General features: G+C 71.6%; 18 protein-coding genes and 2 pseudogenes. 7 read left to right on the forward strand and 13 right to left on the reverse strand.

Going from position 1 to position 21,126, the window contains the following annotated elements; translation table 11 throughout:
* Positions 1-15: 15 nt before the first annotated feature.
* The 11 genes and pseudogenes from ACFYZZ_RS35920 to ACFYZZ_RS35970 form a co-directional block, all read right to left on the reverse strand.
* Complete coding sequence (locus tag ACFYZZ_RS35920) at positions 16-4,524, reverse strand: hypothetical protein (protein WP_389185332.1); 4,509 nt, start codon at positions 4,522-4,524, stop codon at positions 16-18.
* Entirely contained in the window at positions 4,521-4,925 is a 405-nt protein-coding gene (locus ACFYZZ_RS35925; RefSeq protein ID WP_389185335.1) for a hypothetical protein, read from the reverse strand. The genes ACFYZZ_RS35920 and ACFYZZ_RS35925 overlap by 4 nt, the downstream gene beginning before the upstream one ends.
* A gap of 91 nt (positions 4,926-5,016) precedes the next feature.
* Positions 5,017-5,303: pseudogene (locus tag ACFYZZ_RS35930) on the reverse strand (pectate lyase); the annotation flags it as partial.
* Positions 5,251-5,577: pseudogene (locus tag ACFYZZ_RS35935) on the reverse strand (hypothetical protein); the annotation flags it as partial. The pseudogenes ACFYZZ_RS35935 and ACFYZZ_RS35930, both read right to left, overlap by 53 nt.
* A gap of 98 nt (positions 5,578-5,675) precedes the next feature.
* The gene (gene araD / locus ACFYZZ_RS35940) at positions 5,676-7,397 is read right to left on the reverse strand and encodes an L-arabinonate dehydratase (protein ID WP_389185339.1); all 1,722 of its coding nucleotides are present in this window, start codon (positions 7,395-7,397) and stop codon (positions 5,676-5,678) included.
* A 14-nt stretch (positions 7,398-7,411) separates the two neighbouring features.
* Positions 7,412-8,323 (reverse strand): dihydrodipicolinate synthase family protein, encoded by a 912-nt coding sequence (locus ACFYZZ_RS35945; RefSeq protein WP_389185342.1) that lies wholly within the window; start codon positions 8,321-8,323, stop codon positions 7,412-7,414.
* Positions 8,320-8,985, reverse strand: coding sequence for a GntR family transcriptional regulator (locus tag ACFYZZ_RS35950; protein WP_389185345.1), 666 nt, complete (start codon positions 8,983-8,985; stop codon positions 8,320-8,322). The genes ACFYZZ_RS35945 and ACFYZZ_RS35950 overlap by 4 nt, the downstream gene beginning before the upstream one ends.
* A gap of 130 nt (positions 8,986-9,115) precedes the next feature.
* On the reverse strand, positions 9,116-9,877 hold the full coding sequence (locus ACFYZZ_RS35955) for an MBL fold metallo-hydrolase (RefSeq protein WP_389185348.1): 762 nt from the start codon (positions 9,875-9,877) through the stop codon (positions 9,116-9,118).
* Positions 9,878-10,044: 167 nt separating this feature from the next.
* Positions 10,045-10,326 carry a hypothetical protein gene (locus ACFYZZ_RS35960; RefSeq protein ID WP_389185351.1) on the reverse strand — a complete coding sequence of 94 codons (282 nt, stop codon included), beginning with the start codon at positions 10,324-10,326 and terminating at the stop codon, positions 10,045-10,047.
* Between the two features lie 9 nt (positions 10,327-10,335).
* Entirely contained in the window at positions 10,336-10,641 is a 306-nt protein-coding gene (locus ACFYZZ_RS35965) for a hypothetical protein (RefSeq protein ID WP_389185354.1), read from the reverse strand.
* Between the two features lie 108 nt (positions 10,642-10,749).
* Positions 10,750-11,337, reverse strand: coding sequence for a TIGR03086 family metal-binding protein (locus tag ACFYZZ_RS35970; RefSeq protein ID WP_389185356.1), 588 nt, complete (start codon positions 11,335-11,337; stop codon positions 10,750-10,752).
* Between the two features lie 148 nt (positions 11,338-11,485).
* Here ACFYZZ_RS35970 and ACFYZZ_RS35975 point away from each other — a divergent pair, with 148 nt between their 5' ends.
* Positions 11,486-12,721, forward strand: coding sequence for an MFS transporter (locus ACFYZZ_RS35975; RefSeq protein WP_389185359.1), 1,236 nt, complete (start codon positions 11,486-11,488; stop codon positions 12,719-12,721).
* Here the strand turns inward: ACFYZZ_RS35975 and ACFYZZ_RS35980 are convergent.
* Positions 12,658-13,821 carry a hypothetical protein gene (locus ACFYZZ_RS35980; RefSeq protein WP_389185362.1) on the reverse strand — a complete coding sequence of 388 codons (1,164 nt, stop codon included), beginning with the start codon at positions 13,819-13,821 and terminating at the stop codon, positions 12,658-12,660. The genes ACFYZZ_RS35975 and ACFYZZ_RS35980 overlap by 64 nt on opposite strands.
* On the reverse strand, positions 13,818-14,759 hold the full coding sequence (locus ACFYZZ_RS35985; RefSeq protein ID WP_389185365.1) for a 5-dehydro-4-deoxyglucarate dehydratase: 942 nt from the start codon (positions 14,757-14,759) through the stop codon (positions 13,818-13,820). Before ACFYZZ_RS35985 ends, ACFYZZ_RS35980 begins: the two co-directional genes overlap by 4 nt.
* Positions 14,760-15,003: 244 nt before the next feature.
* Between ACFYZZ_RS35985 and ACFYZZ_RS35990 the strand changes: the two genes are divergently transcribed.
* The 6 genes from ACFYZZ_RS35990 to ACFYZZ_RS36015 all read left to right on the forward strand — a co-directional run bounded on the left by ACFYZZ_RS35990 (position 15,004) and on the right by ACFYZZ_RS36015 (position 21,099).
* The gene (locus ACFYZZ_RS35990) at positions 15,004-15,828 is read left to right on the forward strand and encodes an NAD-dependent epimerase/dehydratase family protein (RefSeq protein ID WP_389185368.1); all 825 of its coding nucleotides are present in this window, start codon (positions 15,004-15,006) and stop codon (positions 15,826-15,828) included.
* 284 nt (positions 15,829-16,112) lie between these two features.
* The gene (locus tag ACFYZZ_RS35995; RefSeq protein ID WP_389185371.1) at positions 16,113-16,883 is read left to right on the forward strand and encodes a DeoR/GlpR family DNA-binding transcription regulator; all 771 of its coding nucleotides are present in this window, start codon (positions 16,113-16,115) and stop codon (positions 16,881-16,883) included.
* Positions 16,884-16,959: 76 nt separating this feature from the next.
* The gene (locus ACFYZZ_RS36000) at positions 16,960-18,333 is read left to right on the forward strand and encodes an ABC transporter substrate-binding protein (protein WP_389185374.1); all 1,374 of its coding nucleotides are present in this window, start codon (positions 16,960-16,962) and stop codon (positions 18,331-18,333) included.
* On the forward strand, positions 18,330-19,271 hold the full coding sequence (locus tag ACFYZZ_RS36005; RefSeq protein ID WP_389185377.1) for a carbohydrate ABC transporter permease: 942 nt from the start codon (positions 18,330-18,332) through the stop codon (positions 19,269-19,271). Before ACFYZZ_RS36000 ends, ACFYZZ_RS36005 begins: the two co-directional genes overlap by 4 nt.
* Entirely contained in the window at positions 19,268-20,113 is an 846-nt protein-coding gene (locus ACFYZZ_RS36010) for a carbohydrate ABC transporter permease (RefSeq protein ID WP_389185379.1), read from the forward strand. The genes ACFYZZ_RS36005 and ACFYZZ_RS36010 overlap by 4 nt, the downstream gene beginning before the upstream one ends.
* The gene (locus ACFYZZ_RS36015) at positions 20,110-21,099 is read left to right on the forward strand and encodes a zinc-dependent alcohol dehydrogenase family protein (protein WP_389185382.1); all 990 of its coding nucleotides are present in this window, start codon (positions 20,110-20,112) and stop codon (positions 21,097-21,099) included. Before ACFYZZ_RS36010 ends, ACFYZZ_RS36015 begins: the two co-directional genes overlap by 4 nt.
* The last annotated feature ends 27 nt before the right edge of the window (positions 21,100-21,126 follow it).

Below are 21,126 nucleotides of genomic sequence, written 5' to 3' on the forward strand. Positions count from 1 at the left end.
TTAAGGCAGGGGGAGTCAGTGACAGGGCGGGTTGTAGGGCTCGCCGGGGACGTAGGCCTTCCATTCGTCCTGGGTGATCACGTCGCCGTTGCTCTTGCAGATCAGGTACTTCAGGTCCTGGGGGTTGGTGGACCAGACGTCGACGGTCGATCCGGCAGCGGCCAGCAGGGGCTTCCCCTGAGTGCTGTACGACAGGCCCCCGAAGCCTCCGAGGCCCCCGGCGTCGAAGGCGAACGCGCCCTCGTAGAGCGGAGTCCGCGGGTGGCTGACGTCCCACAATTCGATGTGAGCCTTGACCTCCCCGCTGGCAGCGTCCAGGTCCCCGGCGCTTCCCCAGGCGAGGGTCCTGCCGTCGGGGCTGAAGGCGAGTCCTCCTGTCGAGCCGACTGTGCGCATCACGACCGGGTAGTGCGGGGCGTCCGTGATCCGGCCGTCCTTGACCGGCCAGAGGCGCGTGGTGTCCTCGCTGTCGGTGACGGCGAGCAGTTTGCCGTCGGGGCGGAAGGCGGACTCCGACACACCGGAGCCCCGAGTGAGCCACCGGGTCGGCTGGGACATCGGATGCCGTGGGTCGGCCACGGTCCAGGAGAGCAGCCTGTCAGCGGTGTTGGCGACCAGGAGCCGGCCCTTCGGGGCGAAGGTGACGCGGTAGACGTCACCCTTCATGGATGCGGTCTGCCGGGGGTGCGAGACGGTGGTGACGTCGAACATCCTGACCGAGGGGGTCTGGCTCCGGGAGGCGTGATAGTCGTTGTTGTCGACCACGGCCAACAGGCGTCCGTCCGCGCTGAAGGAGATGTCCTCGACGCCGTAGGCGAAGTCTTTGATGGTGGCGACGACGGGTGCGCCGGACCGGCGGGTGTCCCGCAACCGGACGACATGCTTGTTTCCGCTCTGCTCGCTGAGGGCGAGGATCTTCCCGTCCGGGCTGAAGGCGGCTCCCTCCGCTCCAATGTCGCCGCTGCCCGGCAGCAGAGCCAGACTCTTGTGGAGCGTCGCCGCACCGGTCAGGTCCCACAGGGCACCGCCGTTGGCACCGTGAATGACCAACAGCCGCTTGGAGCCACCGCTAAACGTCGTGGTCGTCTGGAAGCCTGACGGGGACTCGCCGAAACTGGCCGCGGCGGTGGGCCGCGCGGTGTTCTCCACGTACCACAGCAGGACTCCGCGACCCGTGGCCCGCAGCAACCGGTGGCCACGTGGCGTGAAGAGAGCCGGACCGGCCTTCCCGTCGATGTCTGCGGCGACTTGCAGCTGTGCGGCCTGTCGCAGGCGGGGATGTGAGTTGACGCTCCAGAGATAGGTGGTGCTTTTACAGGCGGTGGCCAGGACCTTTCCGTCTGGGCTGAACGCGGCGGAGGCCAAGGTCGACTCGCAGTCGGTCGCCCACTTGTCCTCCGCGGTACCCGCCGATACCGGCTGCCCCCGGTCCCGCAGCTGCCACAGACGGACGGAGATCTCCTTCCCGTCGCCCGGCCCGGCGAGCAGCCGACCGTCCGGGCTGAACGCCACCCGGTGCAGCGGCCTTCCGGTCAGGGTGTAGGTGTCGGAGCCCAGCTTGAGACCGGGGACGACCGCTGACGCAGAGGTGCGCTGCTGGTCCGTCATGTCCCACAGCCGTACCTTGCCGTCACTGCCGGCGCTGGCCAGGAGTCGCCCGGACGGTGCGAAGGCGAGTGAGTCGACATCCCCGGTGTGGCCGCGCAGGGTGCGCAGCGGGTGTGGGGCGGACCGGTGGGCAATGTCCCACAGTTGGATGGTTCCGTCTACGCGGCCGAGAGCGAGTGTGCGGCCGTCGGGGCTGATCGTCAGAGACAGGGTCTTGACCTGTTGCCGCTCGGGGACGGCGATGCGGTGCGGGGTCCCCGGTGCGGTGACATCCCACAGCCCCCATGACCCACTTGCCGTGCTGCCCGTCCGTACGACGGCCACGAGCCGTCCGTCGGGGCTGAGTGCCACCGCACCGGTGCGCATCTGGCCCAGGTTCCCCAACTTCCCCTGGCCGTGGGCCGTGTCCCACAGGACGACATCAGAGCCGGTCGAGATGGCCATCCGGTCGCCTCGGGCGTCCAGGGAGATGTCGCCGGCGGGGGCGTCGGCCATGAAGACGCCCGGCTGCTCCATGGCTGCGATCATGGAAGCCGTGGCGGCCCCCGGGTCCAGCCTGTTCGCGACGACGCTGAGCTGCTTGGCCAGCCCGGGGCGGCTTGCCCGCAGCGCGTCCGCCTCCGCGGCGACCAGCCGTGCGACAGCCTGCCGACGCTGAGCCGCCTCCTTCTGCCCCGACCACCAGGCCAGGCCTCCGCCCGCCCCTGCCAGCAGCGTCAGCACACACATACAGGCGATCACAGCCCTGCGGATGCGTACCCCGCGCCGTTCCTGACGCCACGACTGGTTCAGGAACTCCGCGAGCCGTGGTTCGAGTTCACCGGCATGTCCCTTGCCCTCGGCGGCAGCGGTCAGACCCGCGCCCTTCAGGCGTTCACGGGTGGCGGCGAGCCGGGGGCCCCGATAGAGCAGCGAGGGATGCCGGTCCGCCTCCCACCAGACGGCGGCGTCGACGGCGACCTGCTGCCGCGCACGCAGCCAGTCCCGGTCCGCGTCGATCCACTCCCGCAACCGGGGCCAGGCGTGCAGCAGGGCGTTGTGGCTGATGCGGACCGTCCGCTCGTCGAGGACCAGCAGCCGTGCCGCGGCCAGTTGGTTCAGGGCCCGCTCGGCCGCCGCCGGGTCCGGCAGGCCGTCCAGCAGTACGGTCCGGTCGACGGGGCGGCTTGTGTCCGGGGCGTCGTCGTCGATGTGCACGAGACGCGGCAGCATGCGGCGGGCGGCGGCGCGGCCCGCGTCGTCGAGGTGGTCGTAGGTGTCGTCGGCGGTCTGTTTGATGGCTTCGTCGATGCCCCCGCTCTCGCGGTAGCCCGCGACGGTCAGCCGTCTCCCCTGCCGGTGTCGCCAGGTGGACCAGAGTGCATGGGAGAGCAGTGGCAGGGTGCCGGTCTGGGACCGGGTCAGCCGGGCGGCGCCCAGTTCGTGGATGAGCAGGTCCGCGAGGCCCTCGTCGAGTTCCAGGCCGACGGCACCGGCCGGGCGCTCGATCGCGGCCCTCAGCTCCTCCTGCTGCATCGGGCTGACGAGCACCTGGTTGGCCCGCAGCACCGCGTCCAGCTCGGGCAGGGCCTGGGCGTGGCCGTAGAAGTCGGCGCGCAGGGCGGCGACGACGAGCGTCCCGGCCTCGGCCAGGGCCGTCAACGCGGCGAGGAACGCGGTGCGTTCGGCCCGGCTGCGGCAGAGGGTGAACAGCTCTTCCAGCTGGTCCACCACCAGCACGAGGCGCCGCCGGTCCGGAACGAGGTCGTGGGCCCAGCCGACGGCGGCTTTCGGGTCCTCGGCCGACAGGACGGTGTCACCCCGCAGGGCGGTGGTCAGGCTGTGGAGAGGGTGCTCGCCGGGGGTGAGGACTAGGCCGGGCCAGGCGGCCGAGCCGGGGAGCAGCGGGGTTCCGGCCCGTAACGCCGCGAGGAGTCCGGCGTGCAGCAGGGAGGTCTTGCCGGCGCCGGACGGCCCGACCACCGCCAGTGGCCGGCCCTGCTGGACTGCCTGGAGGCAGCCGTGGAGCAGTTCGTCGACCAGCTTCTCCCGGCCGTGGAAGAACTCGGCGTCGTCCACGGTGAACGCGTCGAGGCCCGGGTACGGGCAGGGACCCGGCGCGGGCTCCTCGGCCGCGGTGGCGTCCGGCTCGTCCGTCGTCGGTGCGGCCGCGTTGACGGCGAGGACCAGCCCGCCCGAGCGGTCGCCGGCCTGGCGGCGCGGCAGCGGCCCGCCGCGGGCACGTAACGCGCGGAACAGGTGGTCGTAGACGTCGTCCAGGGTGAGCAGGCGCGGTGCGCGGGGATCGCCGTCTCGCAGGAGGGTGATCAACTCGCCGGTGAGGGCGGTGTGTTCGGCGTCGTCGGGGGCCAGCGCCAGCTGCTCGGCGGATCCCAGCAAGTACATCCCGTGTCCGGCGGGCAGGCTGAAGGCCGCGGGCTGGGGCGTGCCGTTGCCCAGCCGGGCACGTCCGGAGAAGCAGCAGTCCAGGATGACGATCACGGACGCGGCGCGGCACAGGGTGAGCGCCTCGCGCAGGGCCGAGAACGAGAGGGCCTGGTGTGCGGCGAGGCCCGGGGTCAGCCGGTCGGTGGCGCTCGCGGCGAGGTACAACTCGTCGCCGGGGCCGATGAGGCCGTGTCCCACGTAGTACACGAGCAGGGTGCTCTCGGCCTCCTGCGCCGCGTCGGCGACGGCCAGGGCCATCGTGCGGGCGTCCGCCGGGTCGATGAGCGTGCGCAGCCGGTCGGGGGTCACCCCGCAGCGTTCGGTCAGGGTGGCCGCCAGGGCTTCCACGCTGCGGGGCACCGCGGGTACGGAGGTCAGCGTGGGGCCGTGGTGGGTGCCGGTGCCGATGAGCAGCACCCGGGCGCCGGAGGACGCCAGCGCGGTGCCGGGCGTGGGGAGGGTCGGTGACTCGGCGGACCTGGTGGTCATAACGCGCCGCCGTCCGCTTCCCGGCCGTTCTCCAGGATCCAGGAGGTGTCGGTCACGAAGGTGCGCAGTTCCTGGGCGGTCATCGGCCCGACGAGCTTCGTGGAGATCTCCAGCGAGGCGCCGTCGGGCCGGGTCGCCTTGACGGTGACGTTGCTGTGCCGGCTGCGGATCCAGGCCACCAGGGCGGTGGTGAGTCCGGTGACCGTGCCGCCGGAGCCGAGCGCGACCACCAGGCCGTCCAGGACCGGGCCCAGCGTGCCGGGCACCGGTGGTCCCTCCTGGGGACTGACTCTGCCGCGCAGTTCGTCCGCCTCGGTGAGCCAGGCGAGCAGTGATCGCGTCTCGTCGGCGGCGGTGCCGCCGGCGCCGTCCGTGCCACGGACATCCACGCGTACGTCCACAGGTTCCCCCGATCCTGCATCCAGTCCCAAACGAACCGTCAGGCAACAGGGTAGGGGTCCCGGGTGGAACCTGACCCGGTAATTCCGGTCTCTAGTTCATCGTCGCGCCGATGGTGGTGGAGCCCGTCGTCAGGAACGTCCTCGACGGCAGAGAGCCGTCCGGCTTGCGGGCGTTGTACGTCGTGGAGGCGTCCGTGGAGACGAAGGACGGGGTGGAGATGCCGGAGTCCCAGTTGTTGCGGGCGGAGACCACCGAGGTGCCCTTGGGGTGAAGCCGTTGCCGGCGTTGTCCCAGGCGGCGGAGTTGTTGGCGACGTGGGCGACCGTCGGCGAGGATGAGGATCGCGAAGAAGGGGACGCCCCGCCAGAGGTCGGCGACGACCACGGCCGGGAAGACGGTCGAGGTGTCCGACAGCCAGCTGGTGCCGTGCGACCCGATCTCTGCGTCGGTGAGCCCGTTCCGCCACGGCTTGGTGGGGTTGTAGTTCTGCAGGCTGTAGTAGAAGACGCTGAGCACCGGGTAGGCGATGAAGCCCAGCATGAGCAGGGCCGCCGGGGCGATCAGCAGGTACGGCAGCCTGCGCGGGGTCGTGGAGGCACGGCGCCGCCGGGGTGGCGCGGGCGGTTTCGCCACGGCTGCGGCTTGGGCCATGACTGTTCTCGGTTCGCAATGGGACATGTACAGCGGGTGCAGGAAGCGCTTGCTGCATACACATGGGTGAAGCGCTTCACCAGGGGGCGTGCGGGGGTTCAGCCGGCGTACGGGTCCGGCACCTTGCCCGGGCGGGCCAGGAACTCGAAGTCGCAGCCGGTGTCGGCCTGGGTGATCTGTTCGTTGTAGAGGGCGCCGTAGCCGCGCTCGTAACGGGCGGGCGGCGGCGTCCACTCGGCCCGCCTGCGCTCCAGCTCCTCGTCGTCCACGTGGAGTTGGAGGGTGCGTGCCTCGACGTCCAGGGTGATGGGGTCCCCGGTGCGCACCAGCGCCAGCGGCCCGCCGACGTACGACTCCGGTGCCACGTGCAGCACGCAGGCGCCGTAACTCGTGCCGCTCATCCGGGCGTCGGAGATCCGCACCATGTCCCGCACGCCCTGCCTGAGCAGGTGGTCCGGGATCGGGAGCATGCCGTACTCGGGCATGCCCGGGCCGCCCTTGGGGCCGGCGTTGCGCAGGACGAGCACGCTGTCGGCGGTGATGCCGAGGGACGGCTCGTTGATGGTGCGCTGCATGGCCTTGTAGTCGTCGAAGACGACGGCTGGGCCGGTGTGCCTGAGCAGGTGGGGCTCGGCGGCGATGTGCTTGATGACGGCGCCGTCGGGGCAGAGGTTGCCGCGCAGCACCGCGACCCCGCCCTCGCTCGCGACCGGGTTGCCGCGGGGGCGGATGACGTCGTCCTCGTGCACCTGCGCGCCCTCCAGCTGCTCGCGCAGGGTGTCGTGCAGGGCCGTCGGCCGGTCGAGGTGGAGCAGGTCCGGGATCCGGGAGAGGAAGCCGGGCAGGCCGCCCGCGAAGTGGAAGTCCTCCATGAGGTAGCGCTGTCCGCCGGGGCGGACGTCGGCGAGGACCGGGACCGTGCGGGCGATGCGGTCGAAGTCGTCCAGCGTCAGCTTCACCCCGGCCCGGCCCGCCATGGCGATCAGATGGATCACGGCGTTGGTGGAGCCGCCGAGGCCGAGCACGGTGGTGACCGCGTCCTCGAACGCCTCCCGGGTGAGGATCTGGCTCAACCTGCGGTCCTTGTGGACCAGTTCGACGATCGTCAGGCCCGCCCTTGCGGCCATCCGGTCGTGTCCGGAGTCCACCGCCGGGATGCTGGACGCGCCGGGCACGGTGACGCCGAGCGCCTCGGCGGCCGCGGTCAGCGTGGACGCCGTCCCCATGGTCATGCAGTGGCCCGGCGAGCGGGCCAGGCCGCTCTCCAGCTCGGCCATCTCGCAGTCCCCGATGAGGCCGGCCCGCTTGTCGTCCCAGTACTTCCACATGTCGGTGCCGGAGCCGAGGACCTCGCCCCGCCAGTGGCCCGGGAGCATGGGCCCGGCCGGTACGAAGACGGCGGGCAGGTCCACCGAGGCGGCGCCCATCAGCAGGGCGGGCGTGGACTTGTCGCAGCCGCCCATCAGGACGGCGCCGTCGACCGGGTACGACCGCAGCAGCTCCTCGGTCTCCATGGCGAGCAGGTTGCGGTAGAGCATCGGGGTCGGCTTCTGGAAGGTCTCGCTGAGCGTGGAGACCGGGAACTCCAGCGGGAAGCCCCCGGCCTGCCAGACCCCGCGCTTCACGGCCTGCGCCCGGTCCCGCAGGTGCACATGGCAGGGGTTGATGTCCGACCAGGTGTTGAGGATCGCGATGACCGGCTTGCCCAGGTGCTCCTCGGGCAGGTAGCCGAGCTGGCGGGTACGGGCGCGGTGGCTGAAGGAGCGCAGGCCGTCGGTGCCGTACCACTGGTGGCTTCTCAGTTCGTGCGGCTGCTTCATTTCGTGCGGCTGCTTCATATCGACCATCCGGCGGCGATGGCGGCGACCTCGGCGCGCTCGTCCTCGGGCAGCTGCCTGGCCGGCGGGCGGACGTCCCGGCGGCACAGGCCGAGCGCGGCGAGGGCCTCCTTGACGACCGTGACGTTGTTGGCGCAGCCGTGGGCGGCGCGCAGTTCCTCGAAGCGGCGGATCTGCTCCCAGACCTTCATGGCGGCCGGGTAGTCACCGGATCGAAGCGCTTCAATCATGTTCAGCGAAACGGCCGGGGCGACGTTCACGAGCCCCGAGGTGAAGCCGGTGGCGCCCGCAGAGAAGTAGGAGGGTGCGTACGGTTCGGCGAGGCCCGCCACCCAGACGAAGCGGTCCAGGCCCGCGTCCCGCGCGAAGGCAGCGAAGCGTGCGGCGTCCGGTACGGCGTACTTCACGCCGATGACGTTGGGGCAGTGGTCGGCGAGTTCGGCGAGGCGGGCGCCGGGCAGCTGGGCGTTGCGGATGTAGGGGACCACGCCCAGTTCGGGCACGGACTCGGCGATGGCGCGGTGGTAGTCGACCCAGCCGGCCGCCGAGACGTACGGGTGGACGGGCTGGTGGACCATCACCATCTGCGCGCCGAGGGCGCGGGCGTGCCGGGCGGAGGCGCTCGCGGTGGGCAGGTCGTGGCCGACACCGACCAGGATCACGGCGCGGTCGCCGACCTCGTCGACGGTCGACTCGGTGACCAGGCGGCGCTCTTCGGGGGTGAGGGCGTAGAACTCGCCGGTGTTGCCGTTCGGGGTGAGGGTGCGGATCCCGCCGTCGAGCAGGCGACGCAGCAGGGCCCGGTGGGTGTCCTGCGCGACGGAGCCGTCCTCGGCGAAGGGGGTCACCGGGATGGCCACCACGTCGGCCAGGGCCGCCCGTTGGGTCTCGAACGTCACGCTGCTCATTGATGACCCTCCTCTGGGCGGGGCTCGGTGTCCGAGGGGAAAGCGCGCCGTACGAACGAGGCGATGTGGGAGTGCAGGGCGCTCGCGGCGCCGTCCGCGTCGCCGTCCAGCGCGAGCCGCAGGATCTCCCGGTGCTCGGCGGCCTCCCGCTCCCAGGAGGGGTCGGTCGCCCAGGCCACGGCGGAGACGAGGGCGGCCTGGTCGCGGACCTCGTCCAGCATCCGGCCGAGCAGCGGGTTGCCGCACGGCAGGTAGAGGGCGCGGTGGAACTCCCGGTTGGCCAGGGAGCGTTCGGCGGTGTCGGTGGCGGCGTCGGCCCGGGCGAGCGCGTCGCGGGCGGCGTCGAGGGAGGCTCCGCGCCGTACCGCCCGGCGCAGCGCCTCGGGCTCCAGCAGCAGCCGCACGTCGTAGACCTCGCGCGCCATGTCCGCGTCCACCATGCGCACCGTGACGCCCTTGTACTGGCTCATCACGACGAGCCCGGTCCCGGCGAGGGTCTTCAGTGCCTCCCGCACGGGGGTCTTGGACACCCCGTACTGCGCGGCCAGCTCCGTCTCGACCAGGGCCTGTCCGGGCGTCAGCCGGCCGGTCAGGATGCGGTGTTTGATCGCGTCCAGCACGTATTGCGTGCGGGACGGGATCGGGGTGGGCACAGAGGTCATGCAGCCCTCTCGGATCTCACATATCGCGTCTCATATATGACGTACGAAGTAAGACGCGTTGAAGGTAGGAGGGGGCTCGTGATTCGTCAATGCTTCTGACAAAGGAAGTTGAGGCGCTCGGGCGGCCGGTTCAGACGGTGCGGATGTCGCCCTCGACGGCGGTGTACGTGGGCCGGCCGGAGACCGCGGCGGCTCGCCCGGTGGCCGCCTCCCGGGTGAGCGTGGGGCCGACGTGGGTGACGAGCAGCTCGCGCACATGGGCGTCCCGGGCGATGCGGCCGGCGTCCTCGGGCGTCAGATGGACCTGACGCGGGTGTTCGCCGACGCGATGCCCGTCGATGTCTGCCTCGCACAGGAACAGGTCGGCACGGGAGGCGAGTTCGGTGAGCGCGGGGCAGGGTCCGCTGTCTCCCGAGTACGCCAGGACGCTGCCCTGGGACTCGGCGCGCAGCCCGTACGCCTCGGTGTCGTGGGCGACGGCTCGGGTGGTCAGGCGGAGGTTCCAGTGCCTCACGTCGTGGCCGTCGTACAGGTCCCGGAAGTCGAAGACGCCCTTGAGGAACTCGACGTCGGGACGGCCGAAGAAGCCGGCCAGCCGGCGGGCGCAGTCCTGGGGCGCGTACACCGGGATCGGCGCGTGCGGGGCCATGCCGCCGAAGGCGAAGGCGTAGGCGGCGGCGAGCAGGTCGGCGCTGTGGTCGGCGTGCAGATGCGAGATCCAGATCGCGGTGAGCCGGGCGGGATCCGTGTGCCGCTGCAACGCCGCGAACGTACCGGGCCCCGCGTCCACCCACACCTCGGCGCCGCCGCCGGACACCAGATAGCCGGAGCAGGGCCGGTCGGGGCCCGGGTGCGGCGAGGCGGTACCGAGGACGGTGAGGGTGAGCGGCATGGCAGGAGAGTACGACGCCTTTCGCCCGGCTCCGACTCATTTCGCCAAGTGGAGACCGGGGTGCCGCAGCCGGGCGGCGAGGAACTCGGCGTCGGCGGGGGCGCGCCATGACGCCTGCGTTCCCGCCCGGAGACGCCTACGCTCCCCGCCCGGACCAGGGGTCCTGCTCAGACCTCCATCCCGGCAGCGCATTCGGGGCAGACCACGGACGCGTACTCGGCGGGGTACCAGGGCGCCCCGGGGTGCTCGGAAGGCCTCCACTGTGCCGGTTCCATGGCGAAGGTGTCCTTGCCGCAGAGCGTCCGCGGGCCGGCGGCGTCCGGTCTGCCGGGGGCGGTGGGCACCGCGTGCACCCGGCGCGGGAGGCGTTCCGCACCGGGCCGGCCGGGCGGGGAGGTGTGTGCGGCCGCCGGATGGTCGAGCTCGTACACGACGACGATCTCGCTCATGTCAGCCGTTCACTCATGGCCGACGCCGGGGAGGGTGAGTTCACGGCCGCGGTAGAAGCCCTCGCTCTCCGAGACGACGTACGGGGCCATGGCCGCCCGCCGCTGCGCCTCCGGGTCGGAGGCCCGCCACGCGTCGCACGACTCCTGGCTGTCCCAGAACGACACGCCGGTGATCTCCTGCCCGTCCTCGGACCAGTACGCGTAGGCGCGGTGCAGGCCCGCCGGGGCGGGGGCCGGGCGCCATGCCCGCTCGAACTCCTCCAACGTGCCGGGCTGAAGGCGGCGCGTCGTCACCCACACGTAGTGCTCCTGCATGGCGGCATCCTCCGTAGTACCTGTACGGCCTGCCCCCCTCTCAGGTCACCGTAGGGCCGATGCGCCGCTTCCGCCGCCCGGAGATCGCCGGTACGGCTACGACAGGCCCTACGGCCGCCACCCCGGATCCCGCCCGCTCAGCCCCACCGCCCGGTCCAGCAGCGGCGCCTCGGCCGGGACCGGGACGACCGGGCCGAAGAGGCCGTTGCCGCGGTTCGGCTCGTCGGCCGCCGCGAGGAGGAAGCCGTGGGCCGAGGTGAGGGCCGCGGGGTCGGGGGCGTAGGGGTTGCCGGTGGCGCGGGCCAGGTCCCAGCCGTGGATCACCAGCTCGTCGGCGGCGACCGCACCCGCGACCGCGCCGGGCAGGTCCACCCCGCCCGCGCGGGTCATGCCGGTCCAGGCGGCCGGGTCGCGCCAGGCGTCGGCGAGTTCGTCCAGCACCTTCGGCAGCTCCTCGCGCCAGCCGGGGCCGAGGTCCGGGAGGACGGTGTTCGGGGGTGTGTCGGTGTTCGGACCCAGGTCCTTGCGGGCGGCGTCACGAAAGGCGACGGACAGGCCCAGCAGGTGGCCGAGCAGATTGCGTACCGCCAGGTCAGGGCACGGGGTGGGGCCGGACAGCTGGTCGTCGGTCACGGATTCCGCGAGCAGTGCCAGGATCCGGGTCTGTGGTCCGAGGTCGAGGATCGGGTCGGTCATGTCCTGCTCCTTGGGGGTTGCGCTGCCCGTACGGAGGGGTGACCGGCCGGCTCGGCGAAACTCATCGGTGCCCCGCGAAGCCATGGTGGCCGGGATAGGGCACGTGCCCGATCCGCGTGCACCCCCCTTAGAGCCACGATGACCTGGCATGACGACTTCCTGGACCGTGCTCCGCGTGCTGCGGGACCGCACTGCGGGGCTGTCTCTGACGGGTGTGGTCGTGTCCGGTTTCGGCACGTCCTCGCTGTGGCTGGCGTCGGGCGTGTGGGTCAAGGACCTCACCGGTTCCAACGGCCTGGCCGCCCTGTGCATGCTCGCCCTGTGGGCGCCCTCCCTGGCCGGCCCGGCGCTCGGCACCCTCGCCGACCGCTTCCGCCGCAGACCCCTGCTCATCACGGTCAATCTCGCCCTGGCCGGCCTCCTGCTCACCCTGTTCGCCGTGGACTCCCCCGGCCGCCTGTGGCTGCTGTTCGCCGTGCTGTTCGGGTACGGCGCCGCCGGTGTCGTGCACGACGCGGCCGAGTCGGCCCTGGTCACCGCAGCCGTCGGCCCGGACCTGCGCGGCGACTTCAACGGGCTGCGCATGACCGCCAACGAGGGCATGAAGCTGGTCGCCCCGCTGACCGGGGCGGGCCTGTACACGGCCTTCGGCGGTCCGGCCGTCGCCTGCCTCGACGCGGTCACGTTCGTGCTCGCCGCCGGGCTGTGCGCCCTCGTGCGCGTCCCCGAGGAGCTGCCCGCCCGGTCGGGCGACGGCTGGTGGCGCCGGACCACCGAGGGCGTCCGCCATCTGTGGGGGCACCCGGGGCTGCGTCCGCTGGTCCGGGCGGGCGGTACGACGATGCTCCTCGCCTCGCTGGGCAGCACGACGCTGTACGCCGTCGTGGACCGCCTCGGGCACTCCCCCGCCTATGCGGGTGTGCTGTACGCCGTCCAGGGCGCGGGCTCGGTGGCGGTCGGGCTGGTCTCCGGGCCGGCGCTGCGGCGGCTGGGCGGGCGGCGGTTCGCGGCGGCCGGGATCGCCCTGACGGCGGCCGGGGTGGCCGCGCGGGCCGTGCCGTCGGATCCGGTGGCGCTGGTGGCCGGGGCCGCCGTCGGCCTCGGTCTGCCCTGCGTGCTGATCGCCGCGCTCACCGCCGTGCAGCGCGAGACCCCGGGTCCGCTGCTGGGCCGGGCGACCGCCACCGCCCACACGCTGATGTTCACACCGAACGTGATCGGTCTGGCCGTAGGGGCCGGCCTGGTCGAACTGGCCGGCCCCGGGCTGCTGCTGCCCCTGTACGGCCTGCTGCTGCTCCTGAGGGCCGCCACGCTCGCGACTCAACGCACGCCAAGCGCCTCACGCACCGCCGCAAGATCCCCGTCCGACGCCAACCCGGCGTGATACAACCGCACCTCCGTCGCACCCCGGCCACGCGCACGCGCCACGTCGGCCGCGAGGGTGCCAGGGCTGCCGCCCATCCCGGAGACCACCGTGAAGTTGGCGGCCAGCACCGTCCCTTCGCGGGCCTGCTCGGCGAAGGGTGTCAGCAGGTGCGTGCCGGCTGTGCATGGCACCACCACGCCGTCCGCGACGGAGAGGATGTGGGCGGGGTCGACGCCGACGTTGGCGCCGCAGTGGTACGGCACCGGGTCCGCGTGCAGCAGGACCTGGAAGCCGTCGGGTGCGGCGGCGCGTACGGCGGTGACGGCCTGCTCCTGGAGGGTGCGGGCGGTGGTGTCGCGCCACGCGCGCGTGGCGGCCGCGGTGTCCTGGCCGAGGAGCTTCTCGACCGTCGGCCAGCCCCCGTCGTCGGCCGCGCCCCGCCACAGCGGCTCCAGGGCGTCCCGTACGGTGGCCGCCAACCCGTCGGCGTCCAGGCCCTGTTCGCCGTAGCCGGCACGGCAGGCGGGGCAGAAGCAGAGCGACATCAGGTACTGCCCGGCGTCCCCGAGGCCGACCCCGGAGGTCTTGTCGTGGGCGTGCAGGTGCTGGAGCCCGTACCAGCCGAGGGACTCCAGTTCGGTGCCATGCGCGCCGGGGCGTACGGCGGCCTCGGCGGCCAGGTCGACCAGGTACGCGCGCGTGGCGGGCTGGGCGATGCAGGGGGCCCACGGGTAGCGGTCGCCGTAGGCGTTGACGACCGAGGTGTCCGGATGTTCGGCACCCAGGCGGGAGTTGTGCGCGAGGACGACCCAGGTGTGCACGTCGAGGCCGGCCGACGCGAGTGCCTCGGCGGCCTCGCCGTAGGCGTCCGCGGGGGCCCAGCGCCCGGCGGGGTACGGGCGCAGGCCGCGGCCGGCCCAGCGGTTGCCGACCGGGTACAGGACGGCCGCGTACTCGGCGGTGACGATGCGGTGGCGCGGGTGGCGGGGGGTCAGGGCGCGGGTGGAGTGGTAGGCGGACGCGAGGGTCACCTGCCGTACGCCGAGTGCGGTGATGCGGGCGGGGGCGTCGGGGTCCCCGTTGACGTCCCAGGGGTAGACGAACGCCGACGCCTTCACGCGTCCTCCTCCAGCAGCGCGCAGCCGCGCTCGATCAGCTGGGCGAGCTGCTTGACGTGGTCCTCGCCGGGCTCGTGCAGCGGGGGCCGGACCTCGCCGACGTCCAGGCCACGCAGCCGTACGCCCGCCTTGACGAGCGAGACGGCGTAGCCGCGGCCCTGGGCGCGCAGCTCCACGAACGGGCGGTAGAAGCCGTCCAGGAGGCGGCGCACGGTGTCCCGGTCGCCCGTCCGAAGAGCCCGGTGGAAGGCGAGGGCGATCTCGGGTGCGAAGCAGAAGACGGCCGAGGAGTACAGGGTGATGCCGAGGGCCTGGTAGGCGAGCTGGGTCTGCTCGGCGGTGGGCAGGCCGTTGAAGTACAGGAAGTCGCCGGGGACCTCGGTGCGGACGGCGCTGACGATCCGCTGCATCAGGTCCAGGTCGCCGAGGCCGTCCTTGAGACCGATGACGCCGTCGGTGCGGGCCAGCTCGACCACGGTGTGCGGGGTGAAGACGGCGTTGTCGCGCTGGTAGACGATCACCGGCAGGGCGGTGGCGGCGGCGACCTCACGGTAGTGCCGCAGCAGGCCCTCCTGGCCGGCCAGCACGAGGTACGGCGGCATGGCGAGGAGCCCCTCGGCGCCCGCGTCCTCGGCGAGTCGCGCGTAGCGGACGGCGAGCGCGGTGCCGTAGCCGGCGCCCGCAAGCACCGGGACGCGCCCCTCGGCCGCCTCGACGGCCGCCCGCACGCAGGCCTCGAACTCCTCCGGCAGCAGCGCATGGAACTCCCCGGTGCCGCAGCAGGCGAACACGGCGGCGGCGCCGGCCGCGACGCCCTGGCGCACATGGGTGCGGTAGACGTCGAGGTCGACCGAGCCGTCCGGGCCGTAGGCCGTGACGGGGAAGAACAGCGGCCCGCTCGGGTCGCGGAGCCGGGCGGCGAGAGGAGCTGGCGTCACGGGCGCTCCCTGTCGGTGCACGTCGTCGGTGCATGCTTGTGATCGGTGTCCATATTTCTGAACAGCTTCACGCTACGGGCCCGTCTCGGGGCGGGTCAAGCGGGCAAACCCGCAACACAGCAACGGATTTCCCCACTCCACGGCACACTTGACTAGATCCGCCGCCGCTCCCTAGCGTGTCCACGAATGTGAATCCTGTCCATGCATGCAGCCGCTGTCGTCAAGGAGATCGAGGAGATCGAGGATGCCCGCTCCCCGCACCGTGCTGCTCACCGGCGCCGCCGGCGGGCTCGGCACCCTGATGCGGTTCCTGCTGCCGGAGTACGGCTACACGCTGCGCCTGCTCGACGTGCGCCCCGTCGAGGACGCACCGGACGCCATCACCGCGGACCTCGCCGACAAGGAGGCGCTGCGCGAGGCGGTGCGGGGCGTGGACGCGATCCTGCACCTCGCGGGCATCTCCCTGGAGGCGCCCTTCGAGAAGATCCTCAGGTCGAACATCGAGGGCACCTACAACCTGTACGAGGCCGCCCGCCTCGAAGGCGTGCCGCGGATCGTCTTCGCCTCCTCCAACCACGCCGTCGGCTTCACCCCGGCCCCGCGCCCGGGCACACCTCTTGATTCAAGAGTGCTGATCCCGATCGACACCCCGCACCGCCCCGACACCTTCTACGGCCTGTCCAAGGCCTTCGGCGAGGACCTCGCCCAGCTCTACTGGGACCGGCACGGTCTGGAGACCGTCTCGGTGCGCATCGGCTCCTGCTTCCCGGAGCCGACCAGTGTGCGCATGCTCTCCATCTGGATGAGCCCGGCCGACGGCGCCCGCCTCTTCCACGCGGCCCTCACCGCGGAGGAGGTCGGCCACACCGTGGTCTACGGCTCCTCGGCGAACACCCGCCTGTGGTGGGACCTCACGACCGCACGGTCGCTCGGCTACGAGCCGCAGGACGACTCGGAACCGTACGCCGAGAAGCTGATCGCCGAGCAGGGCGAGCTGGACCCGGAGAACCCGGCCCACAGCCACCTGGGCGGGCACTTCGTGAACGATCCGCCCATCTGGCCGTACTGAGCCTTTGGCGGGGCCGGGTATCCGGCAAGGCGGCGGAAAACGATCGCTCATCGCGGCGGGCGGGCACCGAACGGGCCCGCCCGCACCCGTGTTCGGGCATCCGGGCCGCCCGCTCCCACTCCTCGCCCGGCAGCCGCGCAGGTCCGAGGCGGGCACACCGCTTCGCAAACGGGCACACACGGGCAGTATCGGACCCGCAACAGACCTGGTCAGCGCCGCGCACCCGCTGTAGAACTTCCCCCATGGGCCCGAACGGGCAGCTCCACAGGGAAGTGGGTGACGACATGAGCACGAGGACGGCGGAAGAACGCCAGCGCGAGATCGTGCTGGCCGCGCGCGCCACGGGCTCGGTCGACGTCACCGCACTCGCCGCCCGGCTGGGCGTGGCCAAGGAGACCATCCGGCGCGATCTGCGCGCCCTGGAGGACCACGGGCTGGTCCGTCGCACCCATGGCGGCGCCTACCCGGTCGAGAGCGCCGGCTTCGAGACGACACTCGCCTTCCGTGCCACCAGTCACGTCCCCGAGAAGCGCCGGATCGCGGCCGCCGCGGCCGAGCTGCTGGGGGACGCGGAGACGGTCTTCGCCGACGAGGGCTTCACCCCGCAGCTCATCGCCGAGGCCCTGCCGACGGACCGGCCGCTGACCGTGGTCACCGCGTCGCTGCCCGTCGCGGGCGCCCTCGCCGAGGCCGAGAACATGTCGGTCCTGCTCCTCGGCGGACGGGTCCGGGCCGGCACCCTGGCGACCGTCGACCACTGGACGACCAGGATGCTGTCCGGCTTCGTGGTCGACCTCGCCTTCATCGGCGCCAACGGCATCTCCCGCGAACACGGCCTGACCACCCCCGACCCCGCCGTCAGCGAGGTCAAGGCCCAGGCCATCCGCGCCGCGCGCAGGACGGTCTTCGCGGGCGTGCACACCAAGTTCGGAGCGGTCAGCTTCTGCCGGTTCGCCGAGGTCGGCGCGCTGGAGGCGATCGTGACGAGCACGCTGCTCCCGACGGCCGAGGCCCACCGCTACTCCCTGCTGGGCCCGCAGGTCATCCGGGTCTGAAAAACCGAACACCGTCCCCCGGGGCACACCCATGCCGCAGGTGCCCTTTATCTCCCCATACGCCCAGGAGTACTCCATGCAAACCCAGAGCCGCCGAACGCCCCGCGCCCTGTTTGCCGTGGCCGCCGCAGGAACACTGATCACTCCACTGCTCACCGGCTGCTCGGGCGCAGGCGGCGCCGGCGGCGGGTCCTCCGCCCACTCCATCAACGTCCTGATGGTGAACAACCCGCAGATGGTGGAGTTGCAGAAGCTCACCGCCGACCACTTCACCAAGGACACCGGGATCAAGGTGAACTTCACCGTCCTGCCGGAGAACGACGTCAGAGACAAGATCAGCCAGGACTTCGCCAACCAGGCGGGCCAGTACGACGTCGCCACGCTCAGCAACTACGAGATCCCGATCTACGCCAAGAACGGCTGGCTCCACCCGATCGACTCGTACGTCAAGAGCGACACCGCCTTCGACCAGCAGGACATCCTCAAGCCGATGCAGCAGGCCCTCACCGCCGCGGACGGCAAGCTCTACGGCGAGCCCTTCTACGGCGAGTCCTCCTTCCTGATGTACCGCAAGGACGTCTTCCAGAAGAAGGGCCTGACCATGCCGGCCAAGCCCACCTGGAAGCAGGTCGCCGACCTGGCCGCCAAGGCGGACGGCGCCGAGTCCGGGATGAAGGGCATCTGCCTGCGCGGGCTGCCCGGCTGGGGCGAGGTGATGGCTCCGCTGACCACCGTCGTCAACACCTTCGGCGGCACCTGGTTCGACAAGGACTGGAAGGCGCAGGTGGACTCCCCGGAGTTCAAGCAGGCCACCCAGTTCTACGTCGACCTGGTCCGTAAGCACGGCGAGTCCGGCGCCGCGCAGTCCGGCTTCGCCGAGTGCCTGAACGACATGACGCAGGGCAAGACGGCCATGTGGTACGACGCCACGTCCGGCGCGGGTTCGCTGGAGGCCTCCGGTTCCCCGGTCAAGGGCAAGATCGGCTACGTCCAGGCCCCGGTCGAGAAGACCGACAGCTCCGGCTGGCTCTACACCTGGGCGTGGGGCATCCAGAAGGCGTCCAAGAACCCCGACGACGCCTGGAAGTTCATGTCGTGGGCGTCCGGCAAGGACTACGAGAAGCTCGTGGGCGAGAAGGCCGGCTGGGCCAACGTGCCGGCCGGCAAGCGTTCGTCGACGTACGACATCCCGGAGTACCGCAAGGAGGCGGCCGCCTTCGCGGACGTCACCCGGAACGCCATAGCCGGCGCCAAGCCGAACGACCCGGGTGTGCAGCCCCGCCCCGCGCCCGGCATCCAGTTCGTCGGCATCCCCGAGTTCACCGACCTCGGCACCAAGGTCTCCCAGGAGATCAGCTCCGCCGTCGCCGGCCGGGAGTCCGTCGACAGCGCGCTGCAGAAGTCGCAGCAGCTCGCCGAGGCCGTCGCCAAGAAGTACGAGGGATCATGACCGTCACCACCTCCTCCGCCCGAGTCGCCGCCACCACCGCGCGGCCGGCGACCCGGCCGCCGAACCGTATGCGAGCGTGGGCCGTCCGGGCCCCGCTGCTGCCCGCCCTGGTCTTCATGATCGTGGTGACCCAGCTGCCATTCGTGGCGACCGTGGTGATCTCGTTCTTCCACTGGAACGCCCTCTATCCGAAGGCCCGTCACTTCGCCGGCGTCGACAACTACCGCCAGGTCCTGACCGACCCGGACCTGCGCAACTCGGTGTGGACGACGGTCCTGCTGACGGTCACGGTGGTCCTGGTCAGCCTGATCCTGGGCCTCGCCATAGCGTTGCTGCTCAACCAGAGGTTCCGGGGCCGCGGCGTGGTCCGCACCCTGCTGATCGCCCCGTTCCTGCTGGTCCCCGTCGCCGCGGCCCTGCTGTGGAAGCATGTGCTCTACAACCCCGAATACGGCCTGTTCAATGGGTTGTTGCACTATGTGGGCGGCCCCCAGCCGGACTGGATCTCGGACAACCCGCTCCTCGCGGTCGAGGCCGCGCTGATCTGGCAGTGGACGCCGTTCATGATGCTGATCCTGCTGGCGGGACTGCAGAGCCGCGACGCCGAGCAGATCGAGGCGGCGCGGGTGGACGGCGCGAGCGACTGGCAGATCTTCCGCCACCTCACGCTCCCGCATCTGCGCCGCTACCTCGAACTGGGCGCCCTGCTGGGCTCGATCTACATCGTCCAGAACTTCGACGCGGTGTTCACGATCACCTCCGGCGGCCTGGGCACCGCGAACCTCCCCTACACCGTCTACCAGAGCTTCTACCAGGCCCATGAGAACGGCCTCGCCTCGGCCGCCGGCGTCCTGGTCGTCATCGGCTCGATCGTCATCGCGACCTTCGCCCTGCGCGTGGTGTCGTCCCTGTTCCGCGAGGAGGTGTCCCGCGCATGAGCACCGTCGCCACACGCATCCGCAGCCGCCGCTCAGTGGGCCTCGGCCTGCTGGCCTGGCTGGTCGGTCTGCTGTTCTTCCTGCCCATCGCCTGGATGGTCCTGACCTCCTTCCACTCGGAGGCCGACGCCGCCACGAATCCCCCGTCCTTCGGCGCGGCCCTGACCCTGGACGGCTACCGCGACTTCTTCGGCACGGGCGGGGGCGCAAGCCCCTGGCCGGCATTGATCAACTCGACCATGGCATCGGTGGTCTCGACGCTGTTCGTGCTCCTGCTGGCCTTCCCGGCGGCGTACGCGCTCTCGATCCGCCCGGTGAAGAAGTGGACGGACGTCCTGTTCTTCTTCCTGTCCACCAAGATGCTGCCGGTGGTGGCGGGCCTGCTGCCCATCTACCTGTTCGCCAAGAACACCGGGATGCTCGACAACATCTGGCTCCTCGTCATCCTCTACACCTCCATGAACCTGCCGATCGCGGTGTGGATGATGCAGTCCTTCCTCGCCGAGGTCCCGGTGGCGGTGATCGAGGCGGCGCAGATCGACGGCGCCCGCCTGCCGACGATCCTCGCCCGCGTGGTGGCCCCCATCGCCCTGCCCGGCATCGCCGCCACCGCCCTGATCTGCTTCATCTTCAGCTGGAACGAACTGCTCTTCGCCCGAGTCCTGACCGGCGTGGTCGCCGAGACCGCCCCCGTCTTCCTGACCGGTTTCATCACCAGCCAGGGCCTGTTCCTGGCGAAGGTGTGCGCCGCCTCGCTCGTCATCTCCCTGCCGGTGCTCGCCGCGGGGTTCGCCGCCCAGGACAAGCTGGTCCAGGGCCTGTCGTTGGGAGCCGTGAAATGAAGGCCGCCGTCATCGAGTCCGTGGGCCGCGCCGTCGTCACCGAGGTCCCGGACCCGACGCCAGGTCCCCGCGAGGTCGTCGTCGAGGTCGCCGCCTGCGGCCTGTGCGGCACCGACCTGCACATCCTCCAGGGCGAGTTCGCACCCAAGCTGCCGATCGTCCCCGGGCACGAGTTCGCCGGCGAGGTGGTCGGCGTCGGCACCCAGGTCACGGAGGTCGCGGTCGGCGACCGTGTGGCCGTGGACCCCTCTCTCTACTGCTACGAGTGCCGCCACTGCCGTACCGGCCACAACAATCTGTGCGAGCGCTGGGCCGCGATCGGCGTGACGACGGCGGGCGGCGCGGCCCGGTACGCGGTGGCGCCGGTGGCGAACTGCGTGAAGCTCCCCGAACACGTCCGCACCCAGGACGCGGCCCTCGTGGAACCCCTGTCCTGCGCGGTACGCGGCTACGACGTCCTCCGCGCCCGCCTCGGCGCCCACGTCCTGATCTACGGCTCCGGGACCATGGGCCTGATGATGCTGGAACTGGCCAAGCGCACCGGCGCGGCGAGCGTGGACGTCGTGGACCTCAACCCGGCCCGCCTGGAGACGGCCCGCCGCCTCGGCGTCTCGGCGTCCGCCGCGGCCGCGGACGAACTGGACCGCCCGCAGGGCTGGGACGTGGTCGTCGACGCGACCGGCAACGCGGCGGCCATCCAGGACGGCCTGGACCGGGTGGCGAAGGCGGGCACGTTCCTGCAGTTCGGGGTGGCCGACTACGCGACGCGCGTGACGATCGATCCGTACCGCATCTACAACCAGGAGATCACCATCACCGGTTCGATGGCGGTCCTGCACAGCTTCGAACGGGCCGCGGAACTGTTCGCGAACGGGGTGCTGGACCCCGAGGTGTTCATCAGCGACCGGATCCCGCTGGAGCGGTACCCCGAGGCGCTGGAGCAGTTCGCGGCGGGCGTGGGGCGGAAGATCGTGGTGGTGCCGTAGCGGGTCGCAGGCGGGCGGATGTCCGCC

Source organism: Streptomyces sp. NPDC001816 (genome assembly GCF_042892235.1).
Taxonomy (GTDB): domain Bacteria; phylum Actinomycetota; class Actinomycetes; order Streptomycetales; family Streptomycetaceae; genus Streptomyces.